Annotated in this window: 25 protein-coding genes; 7 read left to right on the top strand and 18 right to left on the bottom strand. The window is 66.1% G+C overall.

The genetic code is table 11. The features are described from left to right. Window positions 1-127: 127 nt before the first annotated feature. Window positions 128-553: a hypothetical protein gene (locus tag DB032_RS23860; protein WP_146176718.1), complete on the bottom strand. Its 426-nt coding sequence runs from the start codon at window positions 551-553 to the stop codon at window positions 128-130. Window positions 554-1,162: 609 nt separating this feature from the next. Here DB032_RS23860 and DB032_RS18160 point away from each other — a divergent pair. Both DB032_RS18160 and DB032_RS18165 read left to right on the top strand, forming a co-directional pair. After that, window positions 1,163-1,543 (top strand): hypothetical protein, encoded by a 381-nt coding sequence (locus DB032_RS18160; protein ID WP_146176719.1) that lies wholly within the window; start codon window positions 1,163-1,165, stop codon window positions 1,541-1,543. 23 nt (window positions 1,544-1,566) lie between these two features. Continuing rightward, entirely contained in the window at window positions 1,567-1,956 is a 390-nt protein-coding gene (locus DB032_RS18165; protein WP_146176720.1) for a hypothetical protein, read from the top strand. A 1,197-nt stretch (window positions 1,957-3,153) separates the two neighbouring features. Here the strand turns inward: DB032_RS18165 and DB032_RS18170 are convergent. From DB032_RS18170 to DB032_RS18240, 15 genes are all read right to left on the bottom strand, one after another. Beyond that, window positions 3,154-3,843 (bottom strand): Crp/Fnr family transcriptional regulator, encoded by a 690-nt coding sequence (locus DB032_RS18170; RefSeq protein ID WP_107800705.1) that lies wholly within the window; start codon window positions 3,841-3,843, stop codon window positions 3,154-3,156. Between the two features lie 371 nt (window positions 3,844-4,214). Then, window positions 4,215-5,426, bottom strand: coding sequence for a heme d1 biosynthesis radical SAM protein NirJ (gene nirJ, locus DB032_RS18175; protein WP_107800706.1), 1,212 nt, complete (start codon window positions 5,424-5,426; stop codon window positions 4,215-4,217). Window positions 5,427-5,655: 229 nt separating this feature from the next. Next, window positions 5,656-6,657: an Lrp/AsnC family transcriptional regulator gene (locus DB032_RS18180; RefSeq protein WP_233246733.1), complete on the bottom strand. Its 1,002-nt coding sequence runs from the start codon at window positions 6,655-6,657 to the stop codon at window positions 5,656-5,658. Next, the gene (locus DB032_RS18185) at window positions 6,644-7,639 is read right to left on the bottom strand and encodes an Lrp/AsnC family transcriptional regulator (RefSeq protein WP_107800707.1); all 996 of its coding nucleotides are present in this window, start codon (window positions 7,637-7,639) and stop codon (window positions 6,644-6,646) included. The genes DB032_RS18180 and DB032_RS18185 overlap by 14 nt, the downstream gene beginning before the upstream one ends. A 2-nt stretch (window positions 7,640-7,641) precedes the next feature. Beyond that, entirely contained in the window at window positions 7,642-8,829 is a 1,188-nt protein-coding gene (locus DB032_RS18190; protein ID WP_107800708.1) for a cytochrome D1 domain-containing protein, read from the bottom strand. Further along, the gene (locus DB032_RS18195; RefSeq protein ID WP_107800709.1) at window positions 8,790-9,125 is read right to left on the bottom strand and encodes a cytochrome c; all 336 of its coding nucleotides are present in this window, start codon (window positions 9,123-9,125) and stop codon (window positions 8,790-8,792) included. Before DB032_RS18195 ends, DB032_RS18190 begins: the two co-directional genes overlap by 40 nt. Further along, the gene (locus DB032_RS18200; protein ID WP_107800710.1) at window positions 9,107-9,415 is read right to left on the bottom strand and encodes a c-type cytochrome; all 309 of its coding nucleotides are present in this window, start codon (window positions 9,413-9,415) and stop codon (window positions 9,107-9,109) included. The genes DB032_RS18195 and DB032_RS18200 overlap by 19 nt, the downstream gene beginning before the upstream one ends. 50 nt (window positions 9,416-9,465) lie before the next feature. Then, window positions 9,466-11,148, bottom strand: a complete 1,683-nt coding sequence (locus tag DB032_RS18205; RefSeq protein ID WP_107800711.1) for a nitrite reductase — start codon at window positions 11,146-11,148, stop codon at window positions 9,466-9,468. A 233-nt stretch (window positions 11,149-11,381) separates the two neighbouring features. Further along, entirely contained in the window at window positions 11,382-11,594 is a 213-nt protein-coding gene (locus DB032_RS18210) for a DUF3079 domain-containing protein (protein ID WP_107800712.1), read from the bottom strand. Between the two features lie 361 nt (window positions 11,595-11,955). Beyond that, a complete protein-coding gene (locus tag DB032_RS18215) occupies window positions 11,956-13,785 on the bottom strand; it encodes a nitric oxide reductase activation protein NorD (protein ID WP_107800713.1) in 1,830 nt (609 codons plus the stop codon). A 5-nt stretch (window positions 13,786-13,790) separates the two neighbouring features. Continuing rightward, entirely contained in the window at window positions 13,791-14,594 is an 804-nt protein-coding gene (locus DB032_RS18220; RefSeq protein WP_107800714.1) for a CbbQ/NirQ/NorQ/GpvN family protein, read from the bottom strand. Between the two features lie 10 nt (window positions 14,595-14,604). Then, window positions 14,605-14,859: a cytochrome C oxidase subunit IV family protein gene (locus tag DB032_RS18225; RefSeq protein WP_107800715.1), complete on the bottom strand. Its 255-nt coding sequence runs from the start codon at window positions 14,857-14,859 to the stop codon at window positions 14,605-14,607. 64 nt (window positions 14,860-14,923) lie between these two features. Then, on the bottom strand, window positions 14,924-15,499 hold the full coding sequence (locus tag DB032_RS18230; RefSeq protein WP_107800716.1) for a cytochrome c oxidase subunit 3: 576 nt from the start codon (window positions 15,497-15,499) through the stop codon (window positions 14,924-14,926). Between the two features lie 40 nt (window positions 15,500-15,539). Then, on the bottom strand, window positions 15,540-16,967 hold the full coding sequence (locus tag DB032_RS18235) for a cbb3-type cytochrome c oxidase subunit I (protein ID WP_048409438.1): 1,428 nt from the start codon (window positions 16,965-16,967) through the stop codon (window positions 15,540-15,542). A gap of 33 nt (window positions 16,968-17,000) precedes the next feature. Beyond that, the gene (locus DB032_RS18240; RefSeq protein WP_269473792.1) at window positions 17,001-17,492 is read right to left on the bottom strand and encodes a cytochrome c; all 492 of its coding nucleotides are present in this window, start codon (window positions 17,490-17,492) and stop codon (window positions 17,001-17,003) included. 90 nt (window positions 17,493-17,582) lie between these two features. Here DB032_RS18240 and cobA point away from each other — a divergent pair, with 90 nt between their 5' ends. From cobA to DB032_RS18260, 4 genes are read left to right on the top strand one after another with little or no spacing between them, the layout of a single operon-like run. Next, window positions 17,583-18,479 carry a uroporphyrinogen-III C-methyltransferase gene (gene cobA, locus DB032_RS18245; protein WP_107800717.1) on the top strand — a complete coding sequence of 299 codons (897 nt, stop codon included), beginning with the start codon at window positions 17,583-17,585 and terminating at the stop codon, window positions 18,477-18,479. After that, window positions 18,476-18,904: a hemerythrin domain-containing protein gene (locus tag DB032_RS18250; RefSeq protein WP_048409437.1), complete on the top strand. Its 429-nt coding sequence runs from the start codon at window positions 18,476-18,478 to the stop codon at window positions 18,902-18,904. Before cobA ends, DB032_RS18250 begins: the two co-directional genes overlap by 4 nt. Continuing rightward, window positions 18,901-19,113 (top strand): DUF2249 domain-containing protein, encoded by a 213-nt coding sequence (locus DB032_RS18255; RefSeq protein WP_107800718.1) that lies wholly within the window; start codon window positions 18,901-18,903, stop codon window positions 19,111-19,113. Before DB032_RS18250 ends, DB032_RS18255 begins: the two co-directional genes overlap by 4 nt. Further along, entirely contained in the window at window positions 19,110-20,372 is a 1,263-nt protein-coding gene (locus DB032_RS18260) for a hypothetical protein (RefSeq protein ID WP_107800719.1), read from the top strand. Before DB032_RS18255 ends, DB032_RS18260 begins: the two co-directional genes overlap by 4 nt. A gap of 266 nt (window positions 20,373-20,638) precedes the next feature. Here the strand turns inward: DB032_RS18260 and DB032_RS18265 are convergent, their stop codons facing one another. Further along, window positions 20,639-20,995 carry an NADH-quinone oxidoreductase subunit A gene (locus DB032_RS18265; RefSeq protein ID WP_019103334.1) on the bottom strand — a complete coding sequence of 119 codons (357 nt, stop codon included), beginning with the start codon at window positions 20,993-20,995 and terminating at the stop codon, window positions 20,639-20,641. A 396-nt stretch (window positions 20,996-21,391) separates the two neighbouring features. Here DB032_RS18265 and gdhA point away from each other — a divergent pair, with 396 nt between their 5' ends. Then, the gene (gene gdhA / locus DB032_RS18270) at window positions 21,392-22,732 is read left to right on the top strand and encodes an NADP-specific glutamate dehydrogenase (RefSeq protein ID WP_107800720.1); all 1,341 of its coding nucleotides are present in this window, start codon (window positions 21,392-21,394) and stop codon (window positions 22,730-22,732) included. A gap of 206 nt (window positions 22,733-22,938) precedes the next feature. Here the strand turns inward: gdhA and DB032_RS18275 are convergent, their stop codons facing one another. Further along, on the bottom strand, window positions 22,939-25,302 hold the full coding sequence (locus DB032_RS18275) for a penicillin-binding protein 1A (RefSeq protein ID WP_107800721.1): 2,364 nt from the start codon (window positions 25,300-25,302) through the stop codon (window positions 22,939-22,941). Between the last annotated feature and the right edge of the window lie 91 nt (window positions 25,303-25,393).

A 25,393-nucleotide genomic window follows, 5' to 3' on the forward strand; every position in this document is an offset into this window, starting at 1 on the left:
GTTGAAATTTAGACAAGTAGACTGTCCTATTTGGTCGTAAACCGCCACGCCCAGACACTTTGCAGCAAGCCTATAAAATCAACACATGACTTTGATCATCGGGTCGAATATAGGGTCATCCACACCCCTATGCTTCTAGCTCTTTCACAGGCAGCCCAAAACTGAGTGCCGTTTCAAGCACCTCTTTAGCCAGCAAATCATCTTCAATGATCAAGGCATGCTTTGTCTGCTCATTAAATAGGTGATAAACCGACCCATCCTGAACAAACTCCTGTACCTTCAAGCCTTTTTCTCTACATACCGCCACGATGCGGCGTCCTTCTCGGCTCTCGAAGCTACCCAAACCTACAAGAGCCCTCCCCCGTAAGCGAGACATCACCTCTATTGCAGAGAGCAAAGAGTATTCTGGCAACACTGATCTTATGGCTTTGATATCTTGCACAGAAGGCCCCTCTCTTGAAAAGACAAGTGAAAGCGCAAGCTCCTGTTTTCGAACACAGATCACCACCCAACCCGGCGCTGTTCCATCCCATAGATATTCATACTGCTTCATGCCCACCCTTACCCCTTTGAAATAACAAGCCCTGCTTTCCTTCAATAATTATTGTGAGCGGAGAAATCAGAGTCTCTCGCTAAGCTAGCTTTTGGCACCCTCATCCGGACCATCACTCATATGGCCCGACAGTTTTTCCTGAGCCAAAGGCTGGACAATGCCTACACCCTCCATAATCTGGACATTAAATCACACCCTATAAGCAAGCGCAGAATGAAATACCGCTAATTCTTTCCATCACGGACAAATGTTCCATTGCCATCCTAATGCCAATATGTATTGCAACTCTCAATGCTTGGCCCGAGCGATACGGTCTAAATTGAAGCGCCCACCCTTGACGCCCCCTCCCAGCCTGTTTAGGCTTGGTTCCGCGCCGTGCTCAATCACACGACGCAGGGCTGGTAAACCCAAAACTGACTTTCCCGCAGACACAACAGTCCGCTTTGGCACTGTTACGTCTGCTGCCACGCCGTACCCATTCGGGGCGGGCCGTGGCAGGGAATCCGAAAGGATTGCCGGTCACTGGAAAGTCAGCCGGATTTACCACCTTGTCATGTGCCTGCCCTAGCCTCGCCTGGGCAGGTTTCCAAAGATGACATGGAGACCGTGATGACCTTCTCTACCTTTCCCCCCGCAATGCCGCCGCCCGCCTGCCCCCATGGCGCAGGAGAACGCCCCGAACCCGCCGCCGCGCCGGTGATGGAGCAACTGCATTCCTGTGCTCAGCGCTTGCCCGCCGCCGCCGGCAATGTGCTGCTGCTGGGCGATCTGGGCCGCCAATTGAACGATTGCTATATCCAACTGGACTCCGCCCTGCTGAGCGGGGTGATGGACATCCGCGCCGCCCACACCGGGCTGTTGGCGCTGCTGACCTTGCTGGAACGCCGCGACGAGCCCTTGCTGTTCAGCAGCGAGGAAGCGCTGGCCTTGCTGGAGCCGATACAGCAGCGTTTGCAACGCGGTCTGGAGCACGTCAACGGAGTGTTGTGATGGCGGCCAAGGAGAGCATTGTCATGATGAGGCTGCTGATCCAGCACCACGACGTCCTCAAACGCGCCGCCAGTTTGATCTCCGCCTATGAAGAGCGCATCGGGGCCATTGCGTTGACGGACGAGCACCCGGACCATCCGGCCGACACCGCCAGCATTCATCTGGAGATCAGGCGGGCGCAGGTGGGTTTTGAGCTTTGGGACCAATGGCGCGGCGAGCACGAGCCAGCCCGTACCGCCTTATTGCGGATGTGGGCGTCCGGCAAGTGGACCAACCGCGACACCTGTGTGCGGCAGTGTTATCGGCTGGCGGGCTTCAGCAATATGGTCACCGCCCGCCAGGCCTTGGTAGGCGCGCCAATGCCGGAGCCTTTGGCCGTCCAAAGGCAACGCACCATGTGGGGGACGCCGTAGCCGGCTGTCCGGCGGTGTGGCGTCGAACTCGTTTCCGCGTGGGTATCGCTGCGCTCCACCCACCCTACGGTTGGAGCCGCGTTGGGGCCGCGTTTGGGTAGGGTGGGTGGAGCCGTCAGGCGATACCCACCAAACAGGCGGCTGTCCGGCGGCCTGTGGCGTTGAATCCGTTTCCGCGTGGGTATCGCTGCGCTCCTCCCACCCTACGGTTGGAGCCGTGTTGGGGCCGCGTTGGGTAGGGTGGGTGGAGCCGTCAGGCGATACCCACCAAATCGGCGGCTGTCCGGCGGCCTGTGGCGTTGCACCCGTTGCCGCGTGGGTATCGCTGCGCTCCACCCACCCTACGGTTGGAGCCGTGTTTGGGGCCGTGTTTGGGTAGGGTGGGTGGAACCGTCAGGCGATACCCACCAAACAGGCGGCTGTCCGGCGGTGTGGCGTCGCACCCGTTGCCGCGTGGGTATCGCTGCGCTCCTCCCACCCTACGGTTGGAGCCGCGTTGGAGCCGCGTTTGGGTAGGGTGGGTGGAGCCGCCAGGCGATACCCACCAAACAGGCGGCTGTCCGGCGGCCTGCGGCGTTGAATCCGTTTCCGCGTGGGTATCGCTGCGCTCCACCCACCCTACGGTTAAAGCCGCGTTGGGGCCGCGCTTGGGTAGGCAGGGTGGAACCGTCAGGCGATACCCACCAAACAGGCGGCTGTCCGGCGGCTTATGGCGTCGCACCCGTTGCCGCGTGGGTATCGCTGCGCTCCTCCCACCCTACGGTTGGAACCGCGTTGGGGCCGCGTTTGGGTAGGGTGGGTGGAGCCCTCAGGCGATACCCACCAAATCGGCGGCTATCCGGCAGCCTGTGGCGTCGCACCCGTTTCCGCGTGGGTATCCTGCGCTCCTCCCACCCTACGGTCGGAGCCGCGTTTGGGCCGCGTTTGGGTAGGGTGGGTGGAGCCGTCAGGCGATACCCACCAAATCGGCGGCTGTCCGGCAGCCTGTGGCGTTGAATCCGTTTCCGCGTGGGTATCGCTGCGCGCCTCCCACCCTACGGTTGGAGCCGCGTTGGGGCCACGTTTGGGCAGGGTGTGTGGAGCCGTCAGGCGATACCCACCAAATCGGTGGCTGTCCGGCAGCCTGTGGCGTCGCACCCGTTGCCGCGTGGGTATCGCTGCGCGCCTCCCACCCTACGATGGAGGGCGTGGGGCGTTTTAGGCGCAGCTGCCAAAGGCCTTCAGCTTGTCCACATCCACCAGCGTGATATCGCGTCCATCCACCTTGATCAGTTCCGCCTCGATCAACTGGTGCAGCATGCGCGAGAAGGTTTCCGGGGTCAGGTTCAGCCGGGAGGCGATCAGGCTTTTATTCACCGGCAGCGAGACCTGCGGCGTGAGGCTGCCTCCGTCTTCCGGGAGGTGTTGCAGCAGATAGCCAATCACCCGCTGCAAAGAGCTTTCTATGGAGTAGCGCTCCACGTCCCGCACCAGGCCATGCAAACGCAGCGACAGGCCGGCCAGCAAGCGCCGGGCGAAGGCCGGGTCGTGGTCTATCGCTTGCAGGATGCCGGCCGCTTCCACCTTGAGCAGCATGCCGTCTTCCAGGAACTGGGCCATCACCGGGCAGGGCCGGCCCAGGAACATCACCGCCTCGGCGAAGCTTTGGCCGGGGTGGATGATTTCCATCACTTTTTCACTGCCCTGCGCCGAGGACAACGCCAGCTTCACCCGGCCGTACACCACCAGGAACATGCCGTCGCAGGGGTCGCCCTTCTGAAAAATCACCTGACCCTTGAGGCCGCGCAGTTCTTGGGTGTGCGGCACCAGCGCCTGGATCTGTTCCGGGGACAATTGCTGGAACAGCGGCTGGTGGCGCAGGAAGGATGGAATGTCCAGATGGCTCATGACGGTGTGGCTCGATAATGGCGGAGGCTTACACTATAAAAGCGCGCTCCGCCAAGGGCCATGGGCCATTGGCAGCAGCGGCCTAGTTCGATGTGATTAGAACCTGTTTACGATCTGCTGCGCGTCGTGGAGCGTTACACGGTGAGTACGCCCTCAAAATGCTCATGTACCACTCGTACATTCCGCTTTTTCGATCGTTTTCGCCTTGTCTCGCTCTTGCTCGCGAGATCGTAAACACGTTCTTAGAAAAAGTCTCGCCGGCAGCTTCAACATGTTGAAGCGTTGCATGGATAGGTGGAAAACCGCGTATTCGACGCTTTGAACCATCCCCCCTCTCAAAGAGATCGTAAACAGGCTCTACGGCGCTCGCCTCAATGTTGGGCCGCCCGGCTCCACGGCGTCAGCTCCGGCCGTGCGTGGCGGCCCGGCTCCACGCCGATTTCCGCATCGCTCAGATAACAGGCCGGGTCCGCCGCCCAAAAATCTCCGCTCAGTTCCCAGGCGCGCACCCGGGTGTTGCCGTTGCAGATGTCCAGGTGGCCGCAAGCGCCGCAGCGGCCGGCCACCGGGCGCGGAGATTGGCGCAGGCCGCTCATCAGCGGGTGTTGCGGCTGTTGCCATATCGCGGAAAACGGCCGTTCCCGCACATTGCCCAGCGTCACTTTCCACCACATGGTGTCCGGGTGGACGTTGCCCAGGTTATCGATATTGGCGATGTGGACGCCGCTGGCGTTGCCGCCCCAGCGCCGCAGCGCCCGCAGCAGGGTGTCGGCGCGCTCCGGATAATGCCGGCGCGCCCAGTGCAGCAGGTAGACGCCGTCCGCGTCGTTGTTGCCGGTGACGAAGTCCCGCGGCCGGCCGGCGTCCAGCTGGGCCAGCGCTTGCTGGATCAGCAGCTCCAGCGCCCAGCGGCTGCGGGCGTGTCGGGCGTCGTCCGCACGGTGTTTGTTGCCGCGTCCGGCGTAGTTGAGGTGGGAGAAGTAGAACTTGTCGATGTCTTCGTCCGCCATCAGTTGCAGCAGCCCCGGCAGGTCCGCGGCGTTGTCTTCGGTCATGGTGTAACGGATGCCCACTTTCAGGCCGGCGTCGCGCGCCAGCCGCAAGCCGCGCAGCGCCAGTTCAAAGCCGCCGTCCAGCCGCCGGAAGCGGTCGTGGGTGGCGCCGATGCCGTCCAGGCTGACGCCCACGTAGTCGAAACCGATGTCGGCCAAGACGGCGACCTGGTCTGGGTCCATCAGGGTGCCGTTGCTGGACAGGCCGATATAGAAGCCCAGCGCCTTGGCGCGCCGGGCGATGGCCGGCAGGTCCGGCCGCAGCAGCGGTTCGCCGCCGGACAGGATCAGCACGCGCACGCCGTAGGCGTGGAGATCGTCCAGCACCGCATAGGCTTCGTCGGTGTTCAGTTCGCCGGCGAAGTCGCGGTTGGCGGAGGTGGAATAGCAGTGCTGGCAGGTGAGGTTGCAGCGGCGGATCAGGTTCCAGATCACCACCGGGGCTTGCTGCCCGGCGGGCATGGCGCGCCCTGGCGGCGGGACCGCCGCCGGTTCGCGCAGCAGGCGCAGGTATTGGGTCAGTCGCAACATGGCCGGCTCCGTCGCGGGAAGATGGCTCAGTGTGCGGCCGGGGGCGGCGGCGGCTCCTTGATGCGGGTCAATGGAATCCGCAGCGCCTCAGAACCTGTTTACGATCTGCTACGCGTCGGCGATACAGCGTTGAAAACGGCTTCGAAATGCTCATGTACCACGCGTACATTCCGCTTTCTCAGCCGTTTTGCCTTGTCTCGCCCTAGCTCGCGAGATCGTAAATACGTTCTCAAAGCCTCAAGCCCGTTTTCTTCAAAATCCGGCTGGAAAACAGCACTTCGTGGCCGCGGCAGGCTTCGCCCAGCAAGGCGCGCGCGTCGTCCACCGCGGCCAGCACCGCCGGCCGCTCGCTGCCGTGCAACATGGCGAACAGATTGTACGGCCAGCCCGGCCGGCGCGGACGGCGGTAGCAGTGGCTGACCGCGTCCAGGCCGCCCAGTTGCGCGCCCAGCGCGTCCACCTGTTCGTCGGCCACGTCGAACACCGCCATGCCGTTGGCCCGGTAGCCGATGGCGTAATGGTTGGGCACCGCGCCGATGCGGCGCACCACGCCCTGCTCCAGCCAGCGCGCCAGCCGCGCCGTCACTTCGGCCTCCGCCCAGCCCAGCCGCCGCGCAATGTCGCGGTAGGGCTGCCGGCACAGCGGCAGGCCGGCCTGGGTGGCGCGGATCAGCTTCCGGTCGTCTTCGCTCAACGCGGCCGGTTCGCCCGCGCGCCGCGCGCCGGCGGCCGCGCCCACCGGGGCCGCGCCGCCCACCTGAAAACGCATGCCCACAAAGTATTCCCGCTCTTTGGGAAACAGGTTCACTTCCAGGCCGGTCACCAGTTCGATGCCGCGCCGGGCGGCGTCGATGGCGGCGGCGCTGTCCGCGGCCAGCACAAACCACATGTTCAGCCGGTGTTCGCGACGGTAGTTGTGCGCCACCGCCGGCAGCGCGTTGACGGCGGCGGCCACCTCGTCGAAGCGCGCTTCCGGCGCGGCCAAGGCGGCCAGCACAAAGCGGCCGCCCAGGCGTTCTATCTGGTACATCGGCCCAAAGCGGCTGAGCACGCCGGCGTGCAGCAGTTGGCGCAAGCGCCGGATCAGGCCGTCTTCGCCTAGGCCCAGGCTGCGCCCGGCCGCCGCGTAGGGGCGCGACACCAGCGGGAAACCACCTTGCAGCCGGTCTATCAGCCGCGCGTCCAAGGCGTCCAGCGTGTCCAGCATTGCCAACGCTTCAGGCGTATCCATAACAGGCTCCGGTTTGTTTGTAGCGCCGGGTGGAGCGCAGCACCGCCTGCGGCAGCCGTTCCAGGCCGTGCCGGCGACGGATGTCCGCCAGCGCGGCGTCCAGGCTCTGCGCGTCGCGGGCGTGGACCATGGTGAACAGTTGGTAGGGCCAGTCCGGCGGGCGCGGCGGACGTTCGTAGCACAGGGTGATGGCCGGCTCCGCCGCCAGCGCCAGCGCCACGCGCTCGCGTTCGGCGTCGTCGTCTATCCGCCACACCCACATGGCGTTGGCGCGGTAGCCCAGTTCCTGGTGGCGCACCACCATGCCGAAGCGGCGGATGACGCCTTGCTGCCGCCAGTGGGCGATTTGCGCCAGGGTCTGGGCCTCGCTCAGCGCGCATTGCGCGCCCAGCGCTTGATAAGGCCGCGGGGTCAGCGGCAGGCCCGGCGACAACGCTGCCAGCAGCCGCTGGCGCTGGCCGGCGGACAGGCCGGGGTCGTCCGCCGCCGCCGGCGCTTCCGCCGCCGCGGCGGACTCCGCCAGGAAGGAAAAGCCCAGGTCGATGTGGTATTCCCGCAGCAGCGGCAGGTCCAGCGGCGGAATGCCGGTGGCCAGGCGGATGCGGCTCAGCGCCGCGGCCACGCCGGCCGATGAGGCGGCGGCCACGACGAACCACAGATTGTAATGATGGTCCCGCCGGTAGTTGTGGTTGACCTCGCGCTGGCGGCTGACGAAGGCGGCCACTTCTTCCAGCCGCTCCGCCGGCGCCGCCATCGCCGCCAGGGTGCTGTTGCCCACGGTGTTGGGCGCGAACACCGCGCCGACGCGGGCCAGCAGGCCGGCCGCCTGGGCGTCTTGCAGCGCGGCCAGCAGCCGGGCTTCGCTCCAGCCCGGTTCCATGCCGGCGGCGAGCGCGGCGAAGGGGCGCGGCAGCAGCGGAAAGCCGCGCTGGCTGCCGTTGATCAGCCGCAGCAGGGCCGGATCGGCGTCTGAAATAAGCATGGCTACATCCCGATGCGGCTGGCGCGCCAGCTGAAGAAGATGCCGGACGGGCTTTGCGCCGGCAGTTCGCGCAGCACTTTGAGGCTGGCGGTGTCCACCACCACCAGCTTGTCTTCGTCGCGGCTGGACAACCACACCGCGTCGCCGCGCGGGGTGAACTCCATGTGCAGGATGGCCTTGCCCGGCTTCAGGGTGGCGATCACGCTACGCGTGGGCACGTCGATGACTTGTACCTTGTCGTTGTCCGGGAAGGCGAAATTGACCCAGACCCGCCGCCCGGACGGTTCCGCCATCACGAACACCGGCTGGCCCAGCACCGGGACGGCGGCCTGTTGCGTCCAGCTGCGGTTGTCCGCCAGCAGCACTTCGTGGCGGCCGATGGCGGGCAGGAAGGCGTAATCGCCGGCCAGCGCCCAGCCGCGCAGATGCGGCATCTTGTACACCGGCAGCGGCTGCTGGCCGCGGCCGTAGCCGGCCAGGATGCGGCGCACACCTTGTTCCGGCCGCCAGGTGTCCAGCAGGGACAGGCCGTCTTCGCCGTACAGCCCGGCCAGGAAGTAGCGGCCGTCCATGCTGGCCAGGCCGTCGTAGGGGCGCTTGCCGGCGTCGCGGTAGCGGGTCAGTTTCGGCTGGGCCGGGTCCGCGGCGTCCAGCACATTGATTTCGTCGGCGTCGAACAGCGCGTAAACAAAGCGCCGGCCCGGCAGGTCCGCCAGGCCCACCACGCGCGAGGGTTTGCCGTCCGCGCCCGGCGCGGCGGGCACCGAGGCCAGCGGCGCCAGCGTGACGGCGTCGAACAGGCGCACGCCGCCCGGCTGGTAGTTTTGCGCGGCCAGCACGCGGCCGTCCGAGGAGATGGCGCCGCCTATGCTGTTGCCGGCCTGCACCACGCGCCGTTCCAGCCGCCGGCGCAGCAGGTCCACCTTGCTGATGGCGCCGTCGCGGCCAAACACGTAGGCGTAGCGCGCGTCGCGCGAGAACACCACCGAGGCGTGGGACAGATCGCCCAGCCCTTCCACCCGGCCCAGGCTTTCGGCGCGGGTATTGTCCACCACTTGCACGCTGCCGCTGGCGCGTTCTATCACCACGCCCAGGTCGCCGGTGCCGCGCGGCGCGGCGCAGCCGCCCAGCAGCGCGGCCAAGGCCGGGATCAGGGCGGCGCGCCCTGCTTTAACCAGTAAACCAGCCATATCGCTTCTTCTTCCGTCAGAAAAGGCCGCCAGGGCGGCATCGGGGTGCCGGGCCGGCCGGCCAGGATCACGGCGGCCAGGCCGGCGTCCGGTTTGTCCTTGAGCGCCTCCGGCGTCAGCGGGCTGCCCAGGCCGCCGCGCAGGCTCAGGCCGTGGCAGGCGCCGCAGTCCTGACGCGCCAGGTGGCGCAGCTGGGCCGCCCGCTCCGGCGCGGGGGCAACCGGCGCGGCGGCGACGGCGCCGCAGAGCAGCAGCAAGGCCGCCGCCGCGCCGCGGATCAGCGGTTCAGGATCCATTGCACCATGGCCTTGAGTTCGGCGTCCGGCACTTGCGGGTTGGGCGACATCGGCACCGGGCCGAAGCTGCCGGAGCCGCCCTTTTTCACCTTGTCCATCAGTTTGACGGCGGCGTCCTGCCCCTTGTACTTGGCGGCCACCTGTTGGTAGGACGGCCCCACCAGCTTGGCGTCCAGCGCATGGCAGGCCAGGCAGTTGTGCTGCTTGAGCAGCGCTTCCGGCGCGGCGGCCGCGGCCGGCAGCGCGTGCAGCGCCAGGGCGGCGCAGGCCAGGATCAGGCTTGTTTTCATTGCGTTCTCCTCCGCCCGCCGGGGCTGGCCCGGCAGGCGCGCTGGCGGGGTCAGTAGATGTCGTGCTGGGTGTTGTAGACGTTGAATTTGCCGGTGGGGGTGACCAGGCGCGGGTCCTTGATCACGGCCTTGAGCTTGCGGGTTTTGTCGTCCACCACCACGATGGCGGATTGCTTGTCCTTGGCGCTCCAGACCGAGAACCAGACTTCGTCGCCGGCCTTGTTGAATTCCGGCTGCAACACGCGTTTGGCCCCGTCGCTCAGGCCGGACCATTCGCCTATCGGCAGCATGGAGAAGCCCTTGTCCAGGTGCTTGATGTCGAACACCGCCACGCTCTGGCTGAGCTTGGCGTCCGGGTTGAACACGGTGTCCACCCACAGATTGGCGGATTGCGGATGGGTCTTGATGAAGAGCGAGCCGCCGCCCTGCCCTTTGAGCGTGCGCACCACTTTCCAGGCCTGGGCCTTGTGTTTTTCCGGATCAGTGCCCACCAGGCTGATGCTGTCGTCGCCCAGGTGGCTGGTGGCCCAGACCGGCCCGTATTGCGGATCGGTGAAGTTGGCGCCGCGGCCGGGGTGCGGGGTTTTGCCCACGTCCACCAGCGCCGCCAGCTTGTCCAGCTTGGTGTCCACCACCGCCACTTTATTGGAGGCGTTGGCGGCCACCATGAAGTAGCGGCCGCTGGCGTCGAAGCCGCCGTCGTGCAGGAATTTGGCGGCGTCTATGGTGGTGGTCTTGAGGTTGGCCAGGTCCGAGTAGTCCACCATCATGATCTTGCCGGTTTCCTTGGCGTTGACCACGAATTCCGGCTTGTAATGGCTGGCCACGATGGAGGCCACGCGCGGTTCCGGGTGGTATTCGTTGTCCACCGTCATGCCGCGGGTGCCGACGATTTTCAGCGGCTTGAGGCTGGCCCCGTCCATGATCACGTATTGCGGCGGCCAGTAAGCGCCGGCCACCGCCAGCTTGTCGTCGTAGCCGCGGTATTTGGAGGTTTCCACCGAGCGCGCTTCCAGGCCGATGCGGATTTCCGCCACGCTGTCCGGCTTGGCCATCCACAGGTCCACCAGGTTGATCTTGCCGTCGCGGCCGATCACGTACAGGTAGCGGCCGGATTTGGACAGCCGGGAGATGTGCACGGCGTAGCCGGTCTTGATCACGCTGACGATCTGTTTGCTGTGGCCGTCGATCAGCGCGATTTCGCCGGCGTCGCGCAGGGTGACGGAGAACAGGTTGGAGATGTCCAGCTGGTTTTCCTTGCGCCGCGGACGCTTGTCCACCGGCACTTGCACCTTCCAGGTGGCCAGCATGTCCTGCATGCCGAATTCCGGCGGGGTGGGCGGCTCTTGCTGCACGTAGCGCGCCATCAGGTCCACTTGCTGATCGTTGAATTCGCCGGAGGTGCCCCAGTTGGGCATGCCGGCCGGGGAGCCGTATTTGATGAAGGTTTTCAGGTATTCAGTGCCGCGCGCCAGGGTGATGTCCGGCGTCAGCGCCTTGCCGGTGGCGCCTTTGCGCAGCACGCCGTGACAGCCGGCGCAGCGTTCGAAGTAGATTTGCTTGCCGCGGGTGAATTCCGCCTCGGTCATCGGCGGGGCTTTGGCGTTGGCGTTCTGGTGCATCGCCTCGCCGGCGGGCGGGGCGGCGGTGTCCGCCCAGACGGGAGCCGCGGCCAGCGGCAACAGGGCGAGCAAGACGCTCTTGGTGAACAGGGACTGCTTCGGAGACTTCATGGCGTGCGCTCCAGCGTTAGGAATAACCCTCAGAACCTGTTCAAGGTCTGCTGCGCGTCGGCGGGATAGTTAGACAAGGGCGTTGAAACCGTCTTCAAAATGCTCATGTACCGCCAGTACATTCCGCTTTCTCAGCCGTTTTCGCCTTGTCTCGCTCTAGCTCGCGAGACTTTGAACAGGCTCTTATTGACGGCATGATCATCCCGGACGCATATGGACAGCCTTGATTCGAATCAACGCTTGCCGGAGCCGTCCTGTCCCGTGACCGGGGAATCCTCCAGGCCCCAGTCGCCGTATTGATACCAGTCGTCGCCCAGCACTTCCGCCGGATGTTGCGTGCGGCTGGAGCCGTTGCCGCATTGCAGGGAGTGGGCGGGGCAATAGAGGTCGCAGCCCCAGCAGATGCGTTCGGGGTGGGCGGGGTGCAGCGGGAATTTTTTGGCCATGGAACTCCTTGATTACTTGTTCAACTATGCCAGTTCGCCACTTTTAGGACTTTGCGTGTCATCAACGAAGCAAGCCGGTATGCGACGCTACCCCCGCTCCCTTCAAGCCTGCCGTCGGGTGGCAGGCCCGAGGTCTTAAGCGGCTGCCCTGTTTGAGCGATTTGACGTTAGCAAATCGTGAGTTCAGCCGCGCCTCGGGCCTGACAGGACCCGGCGGGAAGCCGTAGGCCAGGCTTGCAGGGCGGCCTTTGGGGTGAAGGGGAATTTGGCCGCGCAAATTCCCCTTCCTGCCCGCCGGGCAGCCCCGGCAATGAAAATCATCATCCGCGCAGCGGATACAAAAAGTTGATTCGCCCCAATCTCACGCCGTCAGACTGGCATACAGCCTGGTCAACGCCTGCGGCAACCGCTCCGCCTGCCTCACCAGCGCATAACCATTGCGGCCGAACAAATGCGGCAGGTAGTCGCCTGCCTCCCGGTCTATGGTCACGCAGAACGGGGTCAGACCGGCGCGGCGGGCTTCCAGCACCGCCTGGCGCGTGTCTTCTATGCCGTAGCGGCCTTCGTAGTGGTCCAGATCGTTGGGCTTGCCGTCCGAGATCAGCAACAACAAACGGCGCTGCGCCGGCCGCTCGCTCAGGATGCGGGTGCACTGGCGGATGGCCGCACCCATGCGGGTGTAGTAGCCGGGCCGGATGGCGAGGATGCGGCCGCGGGCGGCGTCGTCGTAACGGTCGGCAAAGTCTTTGAGGATCTGCAAGCGCACTTCCTGCCGCCGCAGCGAGGAAAAACCGTACAGGCCGAAGTCGTCGCCGCTGGCGGCCAGCGCCTCGGCGAACAGCAGCAGGCTGTCGCGGATCACGTCGATCACCCGGCCGGTTTCGCCCAGCCAGCTTTCGGTGGACAGCGACAGGTCGGCCAGGGTCAGGCAGGCCAGGCTGCGTTCGCCCGGCGGCCAGTCTTGGTACAGCGCCGGCTCGCTCAGCGCCGCGCCGCCGCGCCGTTCCGCGAGGAAGCGGATCAGCCGGTCCAGGTCGATGTCCGGCCCGGCGGTTTCGCCGCTGCGCCGGCGGCGCTCCGGCGCCAGCGCCTGGAATTGCCGCCGCAGCCGGCGCGCCAGCGGCTGCAAGCGCTCCGGCAAAGGCGCCGGCGCGGCGTCGCGCGGCAGCATCGGCCGCAGCAGGCAGTGGTCCTCCACCAGGCATTGCCGCTTCCAGTGCCATTCCGGCAGCTTGATGCCCGGCCCCAGCGGGGTATCGTCGTAAGCGGCGGCCGGCAGGTCCAGATCGAAACGCAGCCGGCTGCCGCGGGTATGGGCGTCCTGGCCCAGGGTCAGCCGGTTCATGTCTTCGGCGGCGATTTCGCCGTTGCCGTCGTCGTCGTCGTCGTTGTGGCGGTTGACTTTGACGTATTCGTCCCAGGTGAACAGGCTCTCGGCGCGGAACACCATCAGCATGCCGTTCTTGCGCTGGTCCTGTTCCATGCGCCGGGCGCGGTAGCGGCGGCGCTGGCGCTGGGCGTCCTTGCCGCCGCCGCGTTCGCCGTCGGCGTGGCGGCTGCCCTGCCCTTCGGCCTCCGTCAGCGGAGGTTCCGGATGCAGCCATAGCGGCACCGGCTGCGGCGGCCGGCTCAACGGCGGCAGCGTCACCGCCTGTTCCGGCCGGCTCAGCGCCGCCTGGATCGCGCGCTCTACCGCGGCTTCCGCCTGCGGCAGGTCGGAGGGCTTCGGCCGCTGCGCCAAGGCGGCCGCCGCCAGCCGGCGGTAAACGGCGGCCAGGCCCGGCATGTCCGCCAAGGCGCGCGCCGCGGCCAGGCGGTTGCGGCTCAGCCAGTCTCCGTCGCTGTCGGCCGCGTAAGCGGCCTGGGCCAGCAGCCAGAAGTAACAGTCGCGGTTGAGGGCGGCGCTGGGAAAACAATCGATGCGCTCGGGCAGATAGAGCGCCTGGCTGTCCCGCCAGGCCAGCTCCATCCGCGCGCCGGTTCCGGCCAGCCGTTGCAGCCAGCCGCGGCGCGCGCCGTGTTCGGTGCCCACGGTGGTGCGCAGCGCCAGCGCCGGGTCGCCGCCCATGGCGCGGAAGAACAGCGGCGCTTGCGCCGTCACCTGCGCCAGCTCCGCCGCGTATTCCGGAAAGCCGCGCCGCGCCGCGCGCCGCGCCAGTTTGTCCCACCAGCCGCCGACAATGTCTTCCATGCCGCTCAGCCGGGGAATTGGGTCTGGATCACCGCCAGCAGCGCCGCCACGGTGTCGGCGTCGTCACTCAGCGGTTCCGCCAGCGCGGTGCGGCAGGCTTGCCAGGGCGGCAGGCCGGCCTGGATCAACTTGGCGGCGTACACCAACAGCCGCGTGCTGGCGGCTTCTTCCAGGTCGTAGCCGGACAAGCGCCGCAGCTGACCGGCCAGCGTCACCAGTTGGCGCGCCAGCGCTTCGCCTATCCCGCTTTCCAGCATCAGCACGCCGATTTCCACTTCCGGCGGCGGAAAATCGAAGCTCATGGCGACAAAACGCTGGCGGGTGCTGGGCTTCAGCGTTTTCAGCACGTGCTGGTAGCCGGGGTTGTAGGACACCACCAGCATGAAGCCCGGCGGCGCTTGCAGCACTTCGCCGGTGCGTTCCACCGGCAGGATGCGGCGGTCGTCGGTCAGCGGGTGCAGCACCACGGTGGTGTCTTTGCGCGCTTCCACCACTTCGTCCAGATAGCAGATGCCGCCTATCCGCACCGCGCGGGTCAGCGGGCCGTCGCACCACACGGTGGCGCCGTCGGCGATCAGGTGGCGGCCCACCAGGTCGGCGGCGCTCAGGTCGTCGTGGCAGGAGACGGTGATCAACGGCAGGCCGAGCCGCGCCGCCATATGGGCGACGAAGCGGGTCTTGCCGCAGCCGGTGGGCCCCTTGATCAGCACCGGCAGTTGCTGGCGCCAGGCGGCTTCGAACAGCTCGCACTCGGCGCCTTGCGGCTGATAGAAGGGGACGGGGATAGTCAGGAGTTCAGGCGCGTTCATCGGCGTTCCTTCAGATAAAGCTGAGCAGCAGCGCGGCCGACACCAGCGCCAGCCAGCCCTGCACCAGCGCGCGCAGCCAGCAAGGCGCGTCGCGCAAGCCCATATAGCGCTCCACCAGCAACACGCCCTTGAGCCAGGCCAGGCCCAGCGCGATCAGCGCCAGATGCGGCGGCCGGCCGCCTTCGGCCAGCCAGGCGGCCAGCAGGGTCAGCCCGGACAAGAGCAGCCACAGGCCGGTTTGCGCATGGGGGGTGGGATAAGTCATGAGGGCATGATGCCGATGCGGCGCGGCGGCCGCCTTGATGCGAAATAAGGCTTTGCGCGGGCGTCTATCTCGCCACGTAGACCAGGGCGAACAACAGCAACCACACCAGATCCACCATATGCCAGTAGGCGGCGGCGGTTTCCACCTCGTCCATCGATCCCGGCTTGTAACGGCCGTCGCGGGCCAGCCGCCACACCGCTGCCACGATTACCATGCCCAACACCACATGCAGGAAGTGAAACACCGTCAACGACAGGTAAAACATCCAGAAGTCGTTGCTGGACATGGTAATCCCTTGCAAGGCCTTGCCCACCAGCTCATAGCCTTTCAAACCAAGAAAGCCGCCGCCGGCCAGCAAGGTCAGCGCCAGCCAGCGCCGCCCGGCGCGCTGCCGGTCTGCGGAGAAGGCGCTGAGCGCGGCCAGGACGGCGGCGCTGCCGGCCAGCAGCAACAGGGTATTGAGCGTGGGCAGGCCCAGCTCCAGTTCGCCCTGCCCTGCCGCGAACAACGCCGGCTGTTGCCGGCGGGCCCAGGCGTAAGCCAGGAAGAACACGCCGAACACCGCCAGCTCGGCCAGGATGAAACACCACATCGCCAGATCGCCCGGCACGCGGCGCTCCGACGGCGCGCTCAGCTCCATGCCAAGGCCTCCCGTGTCGCCGTCCTTGCTTGCGCCACCGTCAATCCTCGCGCTTGCCGGTAACGAAGAAGCTGATCACGTACAACACCAGCCCGCAGAAGAAGCTGATGCCGAACACCCAGCGCCCCCAGTAGATGGGCATGATCCGTTCCTGCGTCTCCATGAAGGACAGCGGCGTGGCGGACATGCGCTGCAACCACACCTGGACCGCGCCGGCGGCGGTCAGGCACAAGGTGATGGCCACGATGGACAGGGTCATCACCCAGAACGCGGTTTTTTCCACCTTCTGCGCCTGCGCGCAATTGGCCTCGCGCCCGCGCAGCAGCGGCATGGTGTAGGAGATCATGGTCAGCACCACCATCACGTAAGCGCCGTAGAAGGCCATGTGGCCGTGGGAGGCGGTCACCTGGGTGCCGTGGGTGTAGTAGTTGACCACCGACAGCGTGCCAATGAAGCCCCACACTCCGGCGCCGAGGAAGGACATCACCCCAGTGCCCAGCGCCCACAAGGTGGCGGCCTGGTTGGGGTGTTCGCGGCGGCGGCGTTTGACCATATTGAAGGCGAACAGGGTCATCATGAAGAAGGGCACCGGTTCCAGCGCGGAGAAGATGGAGCCCCACAGCTGCCAGTAGGCCGGCACGCCTATCCAGAAATAATGGTGGCCGGTGCCGATGATGCCGGTGATCAGGGTCATGGCGATGATCAGGTACAGCCATTTTTCGATCACCTCGCGGTCCACCCCGGTCACTTTCACCAGGACGAAGGCCAGCATCGCGCCCATGATCAGTTCCCACACGCCTTCCACCCACAGGTGCACCACCCACCACCAGTAGTACTTGTCCAGCACCAGGTTGTTGGGATTGACGAAGGAGAACAGGAAGAACACGGCCAGGCCCCACAGGCCCAGCATCATCACGATGCTGATGCTGGTCTTGCGGCCGGCCAGCAGGGTCATGGACAGGTTGTAGAGGAAGGACAGCGCCACCAGCACGATGCCCACCTTGGTGATCAGCGGCTGCTCCAGATAGCCGCGGCCCATGGTGGGCAGCAGATCGTTGCCGGTGAGCCGGGCCAGTTCATGGTAGGGCAGGCCCAGGTAGCCGAGTATGGTCAGCGCGCCGGCCACCAGGAACACCCAGAAGGTGATGATGGCCAGCCGCGGGCTGTGCAGTTCGCGCTCGCTCTCCTCCGGGATCAGGTAATAGCCGGCGCCCATGAAGCCGAACAGCAGCCAGACGATCAGCAGGTTGGTGTGCACCATGCGGGCGGTGCCGAAGGGCACGGCGGGAAACAGGAAATCGCCGATCACGTATTGCAGGCCGATGATCAGGCCAAACACGATCTGGCCGATGAACAGGCCGATGGCGGCGATGAAATAGGGTTTGGCCACGGCCTGCGAGCGGTAGCGCACCTGCGCGACGGCTGCGGTCGCGCCGCGCGGCGGCGTGGCCACGGTAGCGTTGCTCATTGTGTTCTCCAAAGATAAAGGGATGGGACGGGATCAGCCCTCGATATTGGGCGGCCAGTTATTGGTGTTGATCTGCGACGCGTACTTCAGGAAGGCCACCAGATCGTCCAGCTCGGCCGGGTTCAGATGGAACTGCGGCATCTGGCGGCGGCCCGGCGCGTTGGTCGGCATCGCCTGCATCCAGCCCTTGATGAATTCCGGGCCGCGGCGCACGTAGACGTTGCCCAGCTCCGGCCCGAAGTAAGCGCCCTCGCCCAGCAAGGTGTGGCAGCCGCCGCAACTGCGCGTCTCCCAGATCTTCTTGCCGCGCACCGCCTGCTCGGTGAGCTGGGCCTTGGCGTTATGGCTGGGCAGGGCCAGGGTGGTGTCCAGGGTCAGCCCCAGGAACAACAGGAAAAAGAAAACCGAGCCGCCGTAAAAAATATTGCGGGCGGTCGATTTGGTGAAGCTCGCGCTCATCATGTCCTCCTCGAATGCTTGCACCGCCGGCGCGGTACTCGGGCCGAACTGTACGGATTCGGGCATCCCGGGAGCATTGATTCGAATCAACGATTTCCGGCCGTCCGCCTTCCTACACTGGCGCCATCCGTCATCGCCAACCGCAAGGAGGCCGCCATGATCCGCCCCGTCACCCCTCTTCCCCGCGCCGGACTGAGCGCCGCCGCCCCGCCCTTTCCGCCCGGCAGCGTCGCGCTCTTGGGCGCCGGCCCCGGCTGCGCCGATCTGCTCACCGTGCGCGCCGCGCAGCGCCTGGCCCAGGCCGACGCGGTGCTGTACGACCACCTGATAGACGCCGAGATCCTGCAATTGGCGCCGCCCTCCGCCCGGCGCGTCTGCGTCGGCAAGCGCGCCAGCCGCCACACCTTGCCGCAGGCCGAAATCAACCAGTTGATGATCGCGCTGGCGCGCCAGGGCCTGCGCGTGGCGCGGCTGAAGGGCGGCGACCCCTTCATGTTCGGCCGCGGCGGCGAGGAGATGCGCGCGCTGCTGGCCGCCGGCATCCGCTGCGAGGCGGTGCCGGGCGTCAGCGCCGCGCTGGGCGCGGCGGCCAGCCTGGCGCTGCCGCTGACCCACCGCGACTACGCCCAGGGCTGCCGCTTCGTCACCGGCCACCGCCGCGAAGGCGCGTCGGCGCTGGCCTGGACCGCGGACAGCGGGCCGGACGAAACCGTGGTGGTCTATATGGGCTTGGGCGAGGCCGCCCATATCGCCGAACAGCTGCTGAGCCACGGCCGCGCGCCGGACACGCCGGTGGCCATCGTCGAACAGGCCTGTATGCCGGGCGAGCGCTGCGTCTGCGGCCACTTGTCCGAGCTGGGCCGGCTGGCGGAGCAATACCGGCTGCGCGCGCCGGCGCTGTTGATCATAGGCGGCGTGGTGCGTCTGCATCAGGAGCTGGCGGCGCTGCGCGCGGCGCTGGGCCATGGTTTGGGATTCCTTGATCCCGGTCATTCTGCCGCCCCCGCCGCCGCGGCCATACTGCGCGCTCCATCCCACGAGTACACGCCATGAGCGCCATCGACACCCTTGTTGAGCAACACCGCGCCTGCGACGCGCGCTTCGCCGACTGCGAAACCGCGGCCCGCGCGCAGGACTGGGCCTTGGCCCTGAGCCATTTCCAGGCTTTCCGCCGGGAGATGGAAGCGCATTTCGCCGTTGAAGAAGACGCGCTGTTCCCGGCTTTCGAAGCCGCCAGCGGCAGCAGCATGGGGCCGACCCGCATCATGCGCATGGAGCATCAGGACATGCGGGATTTGCTGGAGGACATGGACGAGGCGCTGGCCGCGCAGCATCTGCAAGCTTTCCTGGGCCTGAACGACACCCTGCTCATCCTGATGCAGCAACACAATATGAAGGAAGAAAACGTGCTCTACCCCATGTGCGCGCAAGCGCTGCCGGAAATGGCGGAGTTGATTGCGGAGGGCGCGCAGCCATGACCCCGCAAGACCTGCGCCACCTGGCGCCGCCCGAACCGATGGAGATCATCCTGGACGCCGCCGAACAGATGCGGCCCGGCGACAGCCTCGCCTGGGTGCTGCCCCACCATCCCACTCCGCTGCTGCCCATGTTGGAAAAAGCCGGCCTGCTGTATCGCTTTGAACTGTCGGGGGACGGCGGCGTCGTGCTGATTCTGAGCCGGCCATGAGCCAGGCCTGGCTGGACTACCAACAGGCCCCGCCGCTGTGGCTGCCGCTGGCCCACATGCTGGCCGCGCCCTGCTGGCTGCTGGCGACGGCGGCCTTGTTGGTGGCGCTGCCGGACGGCGCGCCGTCGCGTTTCCAGCCCGAGGTGCTGGCGCTGACCCACGCGCTGGCGCTGGGCGTGCTGGGCAATGCGATGCTGGGGTCCCTGTGGCAGTTGCTGGCTGTGACGGCGGGGGTGCCGACTCCGCATCCGCGCCGGCTGCTGCTGGCTTGTTTTCTGCCCTTGCAGGCTGGCTGCGCGCTTCTGGTGGCCGGTTTCCAGCTGGGCCTGTCGCCGCTGTGGCTGCAGGCGGGCGCCGCGCTGCTGACGCCAGCCTTGCTGACGCCGGCGCTGTTCGGCCTGCGCGGCTTGCTGCGCAGCCCGGCGCGGGACGCCGGCAGCCGGGGCCTGCGGCTGGCGCTGTGCGCGCTGGCCGTCGCCGCCTGTCTTGGCGCGGCCCTGGTCTTGTTGCTGGGCGGCCGCGTCGCGCTGCCCTTGGGTCCCTTGCTGGACAACCATGTGCTGTGGGCGGCGCTGGGTTGGTTGTGGCTGCTGGTGCTGTCGGTGGCGCGCACGGTGATCCCGATGTTTCTGGTCACGCCGCCGCCGGCGACGGGGCGGCTGCCGCGGGAGACCTTGTTGTTCGGCCTGCTGTGCCTGAGCGGCGTCGCGCTGATCTGGGACGCGCCCGCCGTCGTCTCCGGCCTGCTGGCCGCCTTGGCGCTGTTCGTGCTGTGGCAGGGCCTGCGGCAATTGGACGCGCTGCGGCGCAGCCAGCGCCGCGCCGACCCCCTGCGCCGCGGCTGGCAGGCCAGCCTGATCTGGATGACGGCGGCCGCGCCCTGCGCGCTCGCCGCGCGCCTGCTGCCGCTGTCGGAAACGCCGCCCATGCTGGCCGGCTGGCTCTGGCTGGGCGGCTTCGGCCTGGGCGCGGTGCTGTCCATGCAGGGCAAGATCCTGCCCTTCCTCGCCTGGCTGGACCTGAAACAGCGCGGCCTGCCCAGGCGGCAATTGCCGGCCACCCATGAATTGCTGAGTGAGGCCTCCCATCGCCGGCTGCTGGGCCTACACGGCGTCTGGGTCGGCTGCGGCCTGGCCTGGATCCTCGGCGGCTATCGCCAGCCGCTGTTCGCCGCCGCGCTGGGACTGGGACTTTACTGGGCCGGGCTGGCGGCGGCCTTGTTGCGTCGCTATCTCGCCGGCCGGCGCGCCTTGGCCTGAGAACCTGTTTACGATCTGCTGCGCGTCGGCGATACGGCGTTGAAAACAGTTTCGAAATGCTCATGTACCACGCGTACATTCCGCTTTCTCAGCCGTTTTCGCCTTGTCTCGCCTTAGCTCGCGAGATCGTAAACAAGCTCTGAGAGCCTGTTCAAAGTCTGCTGCGCTTCGGCGATACGGCGTTGAACAGGTTCCGGAGCCGCGCCCCAAAAACAAACCCGCGCCGGCAAAGCGGGCGCGGGTGAGGGCGATGGCTCAGCCTATCCTCAGTCCCACTGCAAAGCGCCCTTCTTCCATTCATAGATGAAGCCAACGACCAGCACGCCCAGGAACACCGCCATCGCGCCCAGGCCGAAGCCGCCCAGCTCCTTCAGCGTCACCGCCCAGGGAATCATGAAAGCGACTTCCAGATCGAAGAGGATGAACAGGATGGCCACCAGGTAGTAGCGGACGTCGAAGCGCATGCGCGCGTCTTCGAAGGCCTCGAAGCCGCACTCGTACGGCGACAGCTTTTCCGGATCCGGCCGGTTTGGCCCCAGCAACTTGCCCATCAGCAGCGGCACCACGCCCACCAGCAGTCCGACGACGATGAATAACAGGATGGGAAAGTAATTCTGCAGCATGGGGCCTACTCCTCCGGATGGTTTGGAAAATGAGATAGACCTCCGCCAAGCGCCAAGTTTGCACCTTGAGGGAAATATACCGTTGGAAAGCGGGCTGTCATGACGACCAGGCGCGGGAGGCGCTTGCGCGGATATCGGTTACACTGGCCTTTCCCGCCCGCCCGGCCATCCCGAACGGCGCGGCTCCCGGCCCCGCCTCCGATCGGACGCTCCCGCCTTCGCCGCCATGCGGCAACCTGCCCGCTACCCGCGGCCAGGCAAACATACCGCCGCTTCGCCGGACACCTCGCTCACAACTCATATCAAGCTTCGGCGCTGCGGACCGCTCTTTACCCGACCCATGACAACACAGGGCCGCCGACGCCTGCGCGGCCCGCCAGACCAAAGGTCTTGTCCATGCATCATGCTCTGCAAACTTTATTGGACCGGGTCCGCCTGCGCGACCCGGAACAGTTCGAATTCCATCAGGCGGCGGCGGAAGTGCTGCACAGCCTGGACGATTTCCTCAGCCGCCATCCGCACCACTTCGACCATGGCCTGCTGGAACGGCTGCTGGAGCCGGAGCGCGTCATTCTGTTCCGCGTGTCCTGGGTGGACGATCACGGCCGCGTCCAGGTCAACCGCGGCTACCGGGTGCAGATGAACAGCGCGCTGGGGCCGTACAAGGGCGGTCTGCGCTTTCATCCCTCGGTGACGCTGGGCACGCTGAAATTCCTGGCTTTCGAACAAACCTTCAAGAACGCCTTGACCGGCCTGCCGCTGGGCGGCGCCAAGGGCGGCGCGGACTTCGACCTCAAGGGCAAGAGCGAGGGCGAGGTGATGCGCTTCTGCCAGGCTTTCGCCAGCGAGCTGTTCCGCCACATCGGCGCCGAGACCGATGTGCCGGCCGGCGACATCGGCGTTGGCGCGCGCGAGATCGGCTATCTGTTCGGGCAGCACAAGCGGCTGAGCAATCAGTTTTCCGGCGTTTTCACCGGCAAAGGCCCCAGCTACGGCGGCAGCCTGATGCGGCCGGAGGCCACCGGCTACGGCTTGGCGTATTTCGTCGAACGCATGCTGGCCACGCGCGGGCAGGCGCTGGCCGGCAAACGCGCAGCCTTGTCCGGCTCCGGCAACGTCGCGCTGTACGCGGCGGAAAAGCTGCTGGCGCTCGGCGTCCGGGTGGTCAGCTTGTCGGATTCGGAAGGCGCGCTCAGCCTGCCGGACGGTCTGAGCCCAGACTTGCTGGCGGCCTTGATCGAGCATAAGCATCAGCGCCGCGGCCGGCTGGCCGCCTTCGCCGCCGACCACGGCCTGGACTTTCTCGTTGGGCAGCGGCCATGGGGTCTGCGCTGCGACATCGCCCTGCCCTGCGCCACGCAAAACGAGCTAGACGCCGACGACGCGGAGGCCTTGCTGGCCAACGGCTGCTGCTGCGTGGCGGAAGGCGCCAATATGCCTTGCACCGCCCAGGCGGCGCAGCGCTTCCAGCGGGCCGGCGCGCTGTACGCGCCCGGCAAGGCGTCCAACGCCGGCGGCGTGGCGGTGTCCGGCCTGGAAATGAGCCAGAACGCCACCCACCTGCCCTGGAGCGCTCAGGAAGTGGACGCCCGGCTGCGCCGGATCATGGAGGAGATTCACGAGGCCTGCGTGCGGCATGGCGGCCAGCCGGACGGCGCCGTCGACTACGCCCGCGGCGCCAATGTGGCGGCCTTCGGCAAGGTGGCCGCGGCGATGCTGGCGCAAGGCGTGATCTGAGCCGACGCCAAGAAAAAGCCCCGCCGGAAGGCGGGGCTATGCAGCATTGAATGGAACACGTTTTTAGAACCTGTTTACGATCTGCTGCGCGTCGGCGATACGGCGTTGAAACCATCTTCGAAATGCTCATGTACCACGTGTACATTCCGCTTTCTCAGCCGTTTTCGCCTTGTCTCGCCTTAGCTCGCGAGATCGTAAATACGTTCTTAGAACAGCTGGTCTTTGACGTTCTCCACCGCATCCTGAGCGGCCGGCTTGTCCGGCGTCTCGCTGGCGCCGCCGCTGGCGTCGCCGCCTGCGCCCGGCACCGCGCCGTGGTTGTCCACTTTCAGCTCCGGATTGGTCTTCTGGAACTCTTCGTAGTAGTACTCGTCGCCGCCGCGCTGGCCGGCGCCGGCCTTGACCACGAGGCCTTCCGGCACCGGCATGTCCACTTCCGGCTGGCCCTTGAGCGCGTTGGCCATGTAGTTGATCCATACCGGCAGCGCCGCGGTGCCGCCGTAGCCGTAACGGCCCAGCGAGCGCGGCTGATCGAAGCCCACCCAGGCCGCGGCCACCAGATTGGGGTTGTAGCCGACGAACCAGGCGTCCTTCCAATCCGAGGTGGTGCCGGTCTTGCCGGCCAGATCGGTGCGGCCCAGGCTCATCGCGCGGTAGCCGGTGCCGTAGCGCACCACATCCTTGAGCATGGAGCTCATGATGAAGGCGTTGCGCGGGTCTATCGCCTGCGGCGCGTTCTGACCGGCGACGGTGGGCACGGTCTTGGCCAGCACGCGGCCGGACTGGTCTTCGATGCGGTCGATGAAATAACCTTTGCTGCGGTAACCGCCGTTGGCGAACACCGAGTAGCCCTCCACCATTTGCAGCGGCGTCACCGCGCCGGCGCCCAGCGCCATGGTTAGATAGGCCGGATGCTGCTTGGCGGCGAAGCCGAAACGCTGGATGTACTGCTGGGCGTAATCGGTGCCGGTGGCCATCAGCACCCGCACCGACACCAGGTTCTTGGACTGGGTCAGGCCGGTGCGCATGGTGATCATGCCGGCGAATTTGCCGTTGTCGTTCTTGGGCTCCCAGCGCTGACCGTCCGCGCCCACCACCGACAGCGGCGCGTCGTTGATCATCGTGGACGGCGTCAGGCCGCGCTCGATGCCGGCGGAGTAGATGAAGGGCTTGAAGGTGGAACCGGGCTGACGCCAGGCCTGGGTCACATGGTTGAAGCTGCGACGGTTGAAGTCGAAGCCGCCCACCAAGGCGCGGATCGCGCCGCTGCGGGTGTCCATGGACACAAAGGCGCCTTCCACTTCCGGCATCTGCACGATTTCCCAATAGCCTTTTTCATGCGCGCGGATGCGGATCACCGAACCGCGGCGGATCTGCTGCGCGGCGCTGACCTTGCCGCCCAGCGCGCGGCGCGCGAAGTCCAGGCCGTTGCCCTTGATCACCGCCACCTTGCCGCCGCGCATATAGGCGCGCACTTCCGACGGACTGGCGGACAGCACGATGGCCGGCAGCATGTCGCCGCTGTCGCGCAGTTCGCTGATGGCGTCGTCCAGCGCTTCGGTCTGCTGCTCGCCTTCGACGCCGGACAGTTCCACCGTGCTTTCCGGGCCGCGATAACCCATTTTGCGGTCGTAATCCACCAGGCCGGCGCGCAGGGCGTCGTACGCCCATTTCTGATGGCGGCTGTCCAGGGTGGTGTAGACCTTGAAGCCTTCGGTATACGCCGATTCGCGATAGCGCTCGTACATCGCCTGGCGCACCATTTCCGCCACATACTGCGCCGGCTGGCTGCTGCTGTCGGCGCTCTGGCTGGCCAGCTTCATCGGCTCGGCCAAGGCGGCGTCGTATTGCTCCTGGGTGATGAAATTAAGCTCGCGCATCCGGCGCAACACGTATTGCTGACGCAGACGGGCGCGGTCCGGATTGACGATGGGGTTGTAGGCGGACGGAGCCTTGGGCAGGCCGGCCAGCATCGCCATTTCCGCCACGGACAGATCCGCCAGCGGCTTGCCGTAATAGGCCTGGGCCGCGGCGGAGAAGCCGTAGGCGCGCTGGCCCAGATAGATCTGATTGAAGTACAGCTCCAGGATCTGGTCCTTGCTCAACGTGTGTTCGATCTTGAAGGCCAGCAGCGCTTCGTTGAACTTGCGGGTAAAGGTTTTCTCGCTGGACAGGAAGAAGTTCTTGGCCACCTGCATGGTGATGGTGCTGGCGCCGGAACGGGCGTGTCCGGACACCAGATTGCCGACCGCGGCGCGCACCACGCCGACGTAATCGACGCCGCTGTGCTGGTAGAAACGTTCGTCTTCGGCCGCCATCACCGCCTGTTTCATCAGCTGCGGCACTTCGTGGATGCGGGAGAAGGAACGACGCTCTTCGCCGAATTCGCCTATCAGTTGATTGTCGGCGGAATATACGCGAAGGGGAATTTTCGGACGATAGTCCGTCAGTACATCAAGACTCGGCAAGCGCGGGTAGGTTATGATGATTGCAATGGCGCCTGCGCCAGCAACCAATACGGCTCCACCTAGAAACAGACCTGCAAGTATTGCAAGGATTCGTCTTAGCATATTTACAATGGGCTTTCACTGGAAACCGGATTATAACGTCTTGTGAAAGCACGCAAGACAAACAATGGCAGCGACAGGCCAAAAAACTGTC

The organism is Chromobacterium sp. Panama, assembly GCF_003052555.1.
Taxonomy (GTDB): domain Bacteria; phylum Pseudomonadota; class Gammaproteobacteria; order Burkholderiales; family Chromobacteriaceae; genus Chromobacterium.

Excerpts from the sequence above, each read along its gene's own strand:
- DB032_RS18215 (WP_107800713.1), bottom strand. The coding sequence starts at position 13,785 with ATGGAAGACATTGTCGGCGGCTGGTGGGACAAACTGGCGCGGCGCGCG.
- DB032_RS18190 (WP_107800708.1), bottom strand. The coding sequence starts at position 8,829 with ATGGCTGGTTTACTGGTTAAAGCAGGGCGCGCCGCCCTGATCCCGGCC.
- DB032_RS18200 (WP_107800710.1), bottom strand. The coding sequence starts at position 9,415 with ATGAAAACAAGCCTGATCCTGGCCTGCGCCGCCCTGGCGCTGCACGCG.
- DB032_RS18230 (WP_107800716.1), bottom strand. The coding sequence starts at position 15,499 with ATGGAGCTGAGCGCGCCGTCGGAGCGCCGCGTGCCGGGCGATCTGGCG.
- DB032_RS18275 (WP_107800721.1), bottom strand. The coding sequence starts at position 25,302 with ATGCTAAGACGAATCCTTGCAATACTTGCAGGTCTGTTTCTAGGTGGA.
- gdhA (WP_107800720.1), top strand. The coding sequence starts at position 21,392 with ATGCATCATGCTCTGCAAACTTTATTGGACCGGGTCCGCCTGCGCGAC.
- DB032_RS18160 (WP_146176719.1), top strand. The coding sequence starts at position 1,163 with ATGACCTTCTCTACCTTTCCCCCCGCAATGCCGCCGCCCGCCTGCCCC.
- DB032_RS18250 (WP_048409437.1), top strand. The coding sequence starts at position 18,476 with ATGAGCGCCATCGACACCCTTGTTGAGCAACACCGCGCCTGCGACGCG.
- nirJ (WP_107800706.1), bottom strand. The coding sequence starts at position 5,426 with ATGTTGCGACTGACCCAATACCTGCGCCTGCTGCGCGAACCGGCGGCG.
- DB032_RS18255 (WP_107800718.1), top strand. The coding sequence starts at position 18,901 with ATGACCCCGCAAGACCTGCGCCACCTGGCGCCGCCCGAACCGATGGAG.
- DB032_RS18210 (WP_107800712.1), bottom strand. The coding sequence starts at position 11,594 with ATGGCCAAAAAATTCCCGCTGCACCCCGCCCACCCCGAACGCATCTGC.
- DB032_RS18185 (WP_107800707.1), bottom strand. The coding sequence starts at position 7,639 with ATGCTTATTTCAGACGCCGATCCGGCCCTGCTGCGGCTGATCAACGGC.
- DB032_RS18265 (WP_019103334.1), bottom strand. The coding sequence starts at position 20,995 with ATGCTGCAGAATTACTTTCCCATCCTGTTATTCATCGTCGTCGGACTG.
- cobA (WP_107800717.1), top strand. The coding sequence starts at position 17,583 with ATGATCCGCCCCGTCACCCCTCTTCCCCGCGCCGGACTGAGCGCCGCC.
- DB032_RS18260 (WP_107800719.1), top strand. The coding sequence starts at position 19,110 with ATGAGCCAGGCCTGGCTGGACTACCAACAGGCCCCGCCGCTGTGGCTG.
- DB032_RS18195 (WP_107800709.1), bottom strand. The coding sequence starts at position 9,125 with ATGGATCCTGAACCGCTGATCCGCGGCGCGGCGGCGGCCTTGCTGCTG.
- DB032_RS18240 (WP_269473792.1), bottom strand. The coding sequence starts at position 17,492 with ATGCCCGAATCCGTACAGTTCGGCCCGAGTACCGCGCCGGCGGTGCAA.
- DB032_RS18205 (WP_107800711.1), bottom strand. The coding sequence starts at position 11,148 with ATGAAGTCTCCGAAGCAGTCCCTGTTCACCAAGAGCGTCTTGCTCGCC.
- DB032_RS18170 (WP_107800705.1), bottom strand. The coding sequence starts at position 3,843 with ATGAGCCATCTGGACATTCCATCCTTCCTGCGCCACCAGCCGCTGTTC.
- DB032_RS18220 (WP_107800714.1), bottom strand. The coding sequence starts at position 14,594 with ATGAACGCGCCTGAACTCCTGACTATCCCCGTCCCCTTCTATCAGCCG.
- DB032_RS23860 (WP_146176718.1), bottom strand. The coding sequence starts at position 553 with ATGAAGCAGTATGAATATCTATGGGATGGAACAGCGCCGGGTTGGGTG.
- DB032_RS18180 (WP_233246733.1), bottom strand. The coding sequence starts at position 6,657 with ATGGATACGCCTGAAGCGTTGGCAATGCTGGACACGCTGGACGCCTTG.
- DB032_RS18165 (WP_146176720.1), top strand. The coding sequence starts at position 1,567 with ATGATGAGGCTGCTGATCCAGCACCACGACGTCCTCAAACGCGCCGCC.
- DB032_RS18235 (WP_048409438.1), bottom strand. The coding sequence starts at position 16,967 with ATGAGCAACGCTACCGTGGCCACGCCGCCGCGCGGCGCGACCGCAGCC.
- DB032_RS18225 (WP_107800715.1), bottom strand. The coding sequence starts at position 14,859 with ATGACTTATCCCACCCCCCATGCGCAAACCGGCCTGTGGCTGCTCTTG.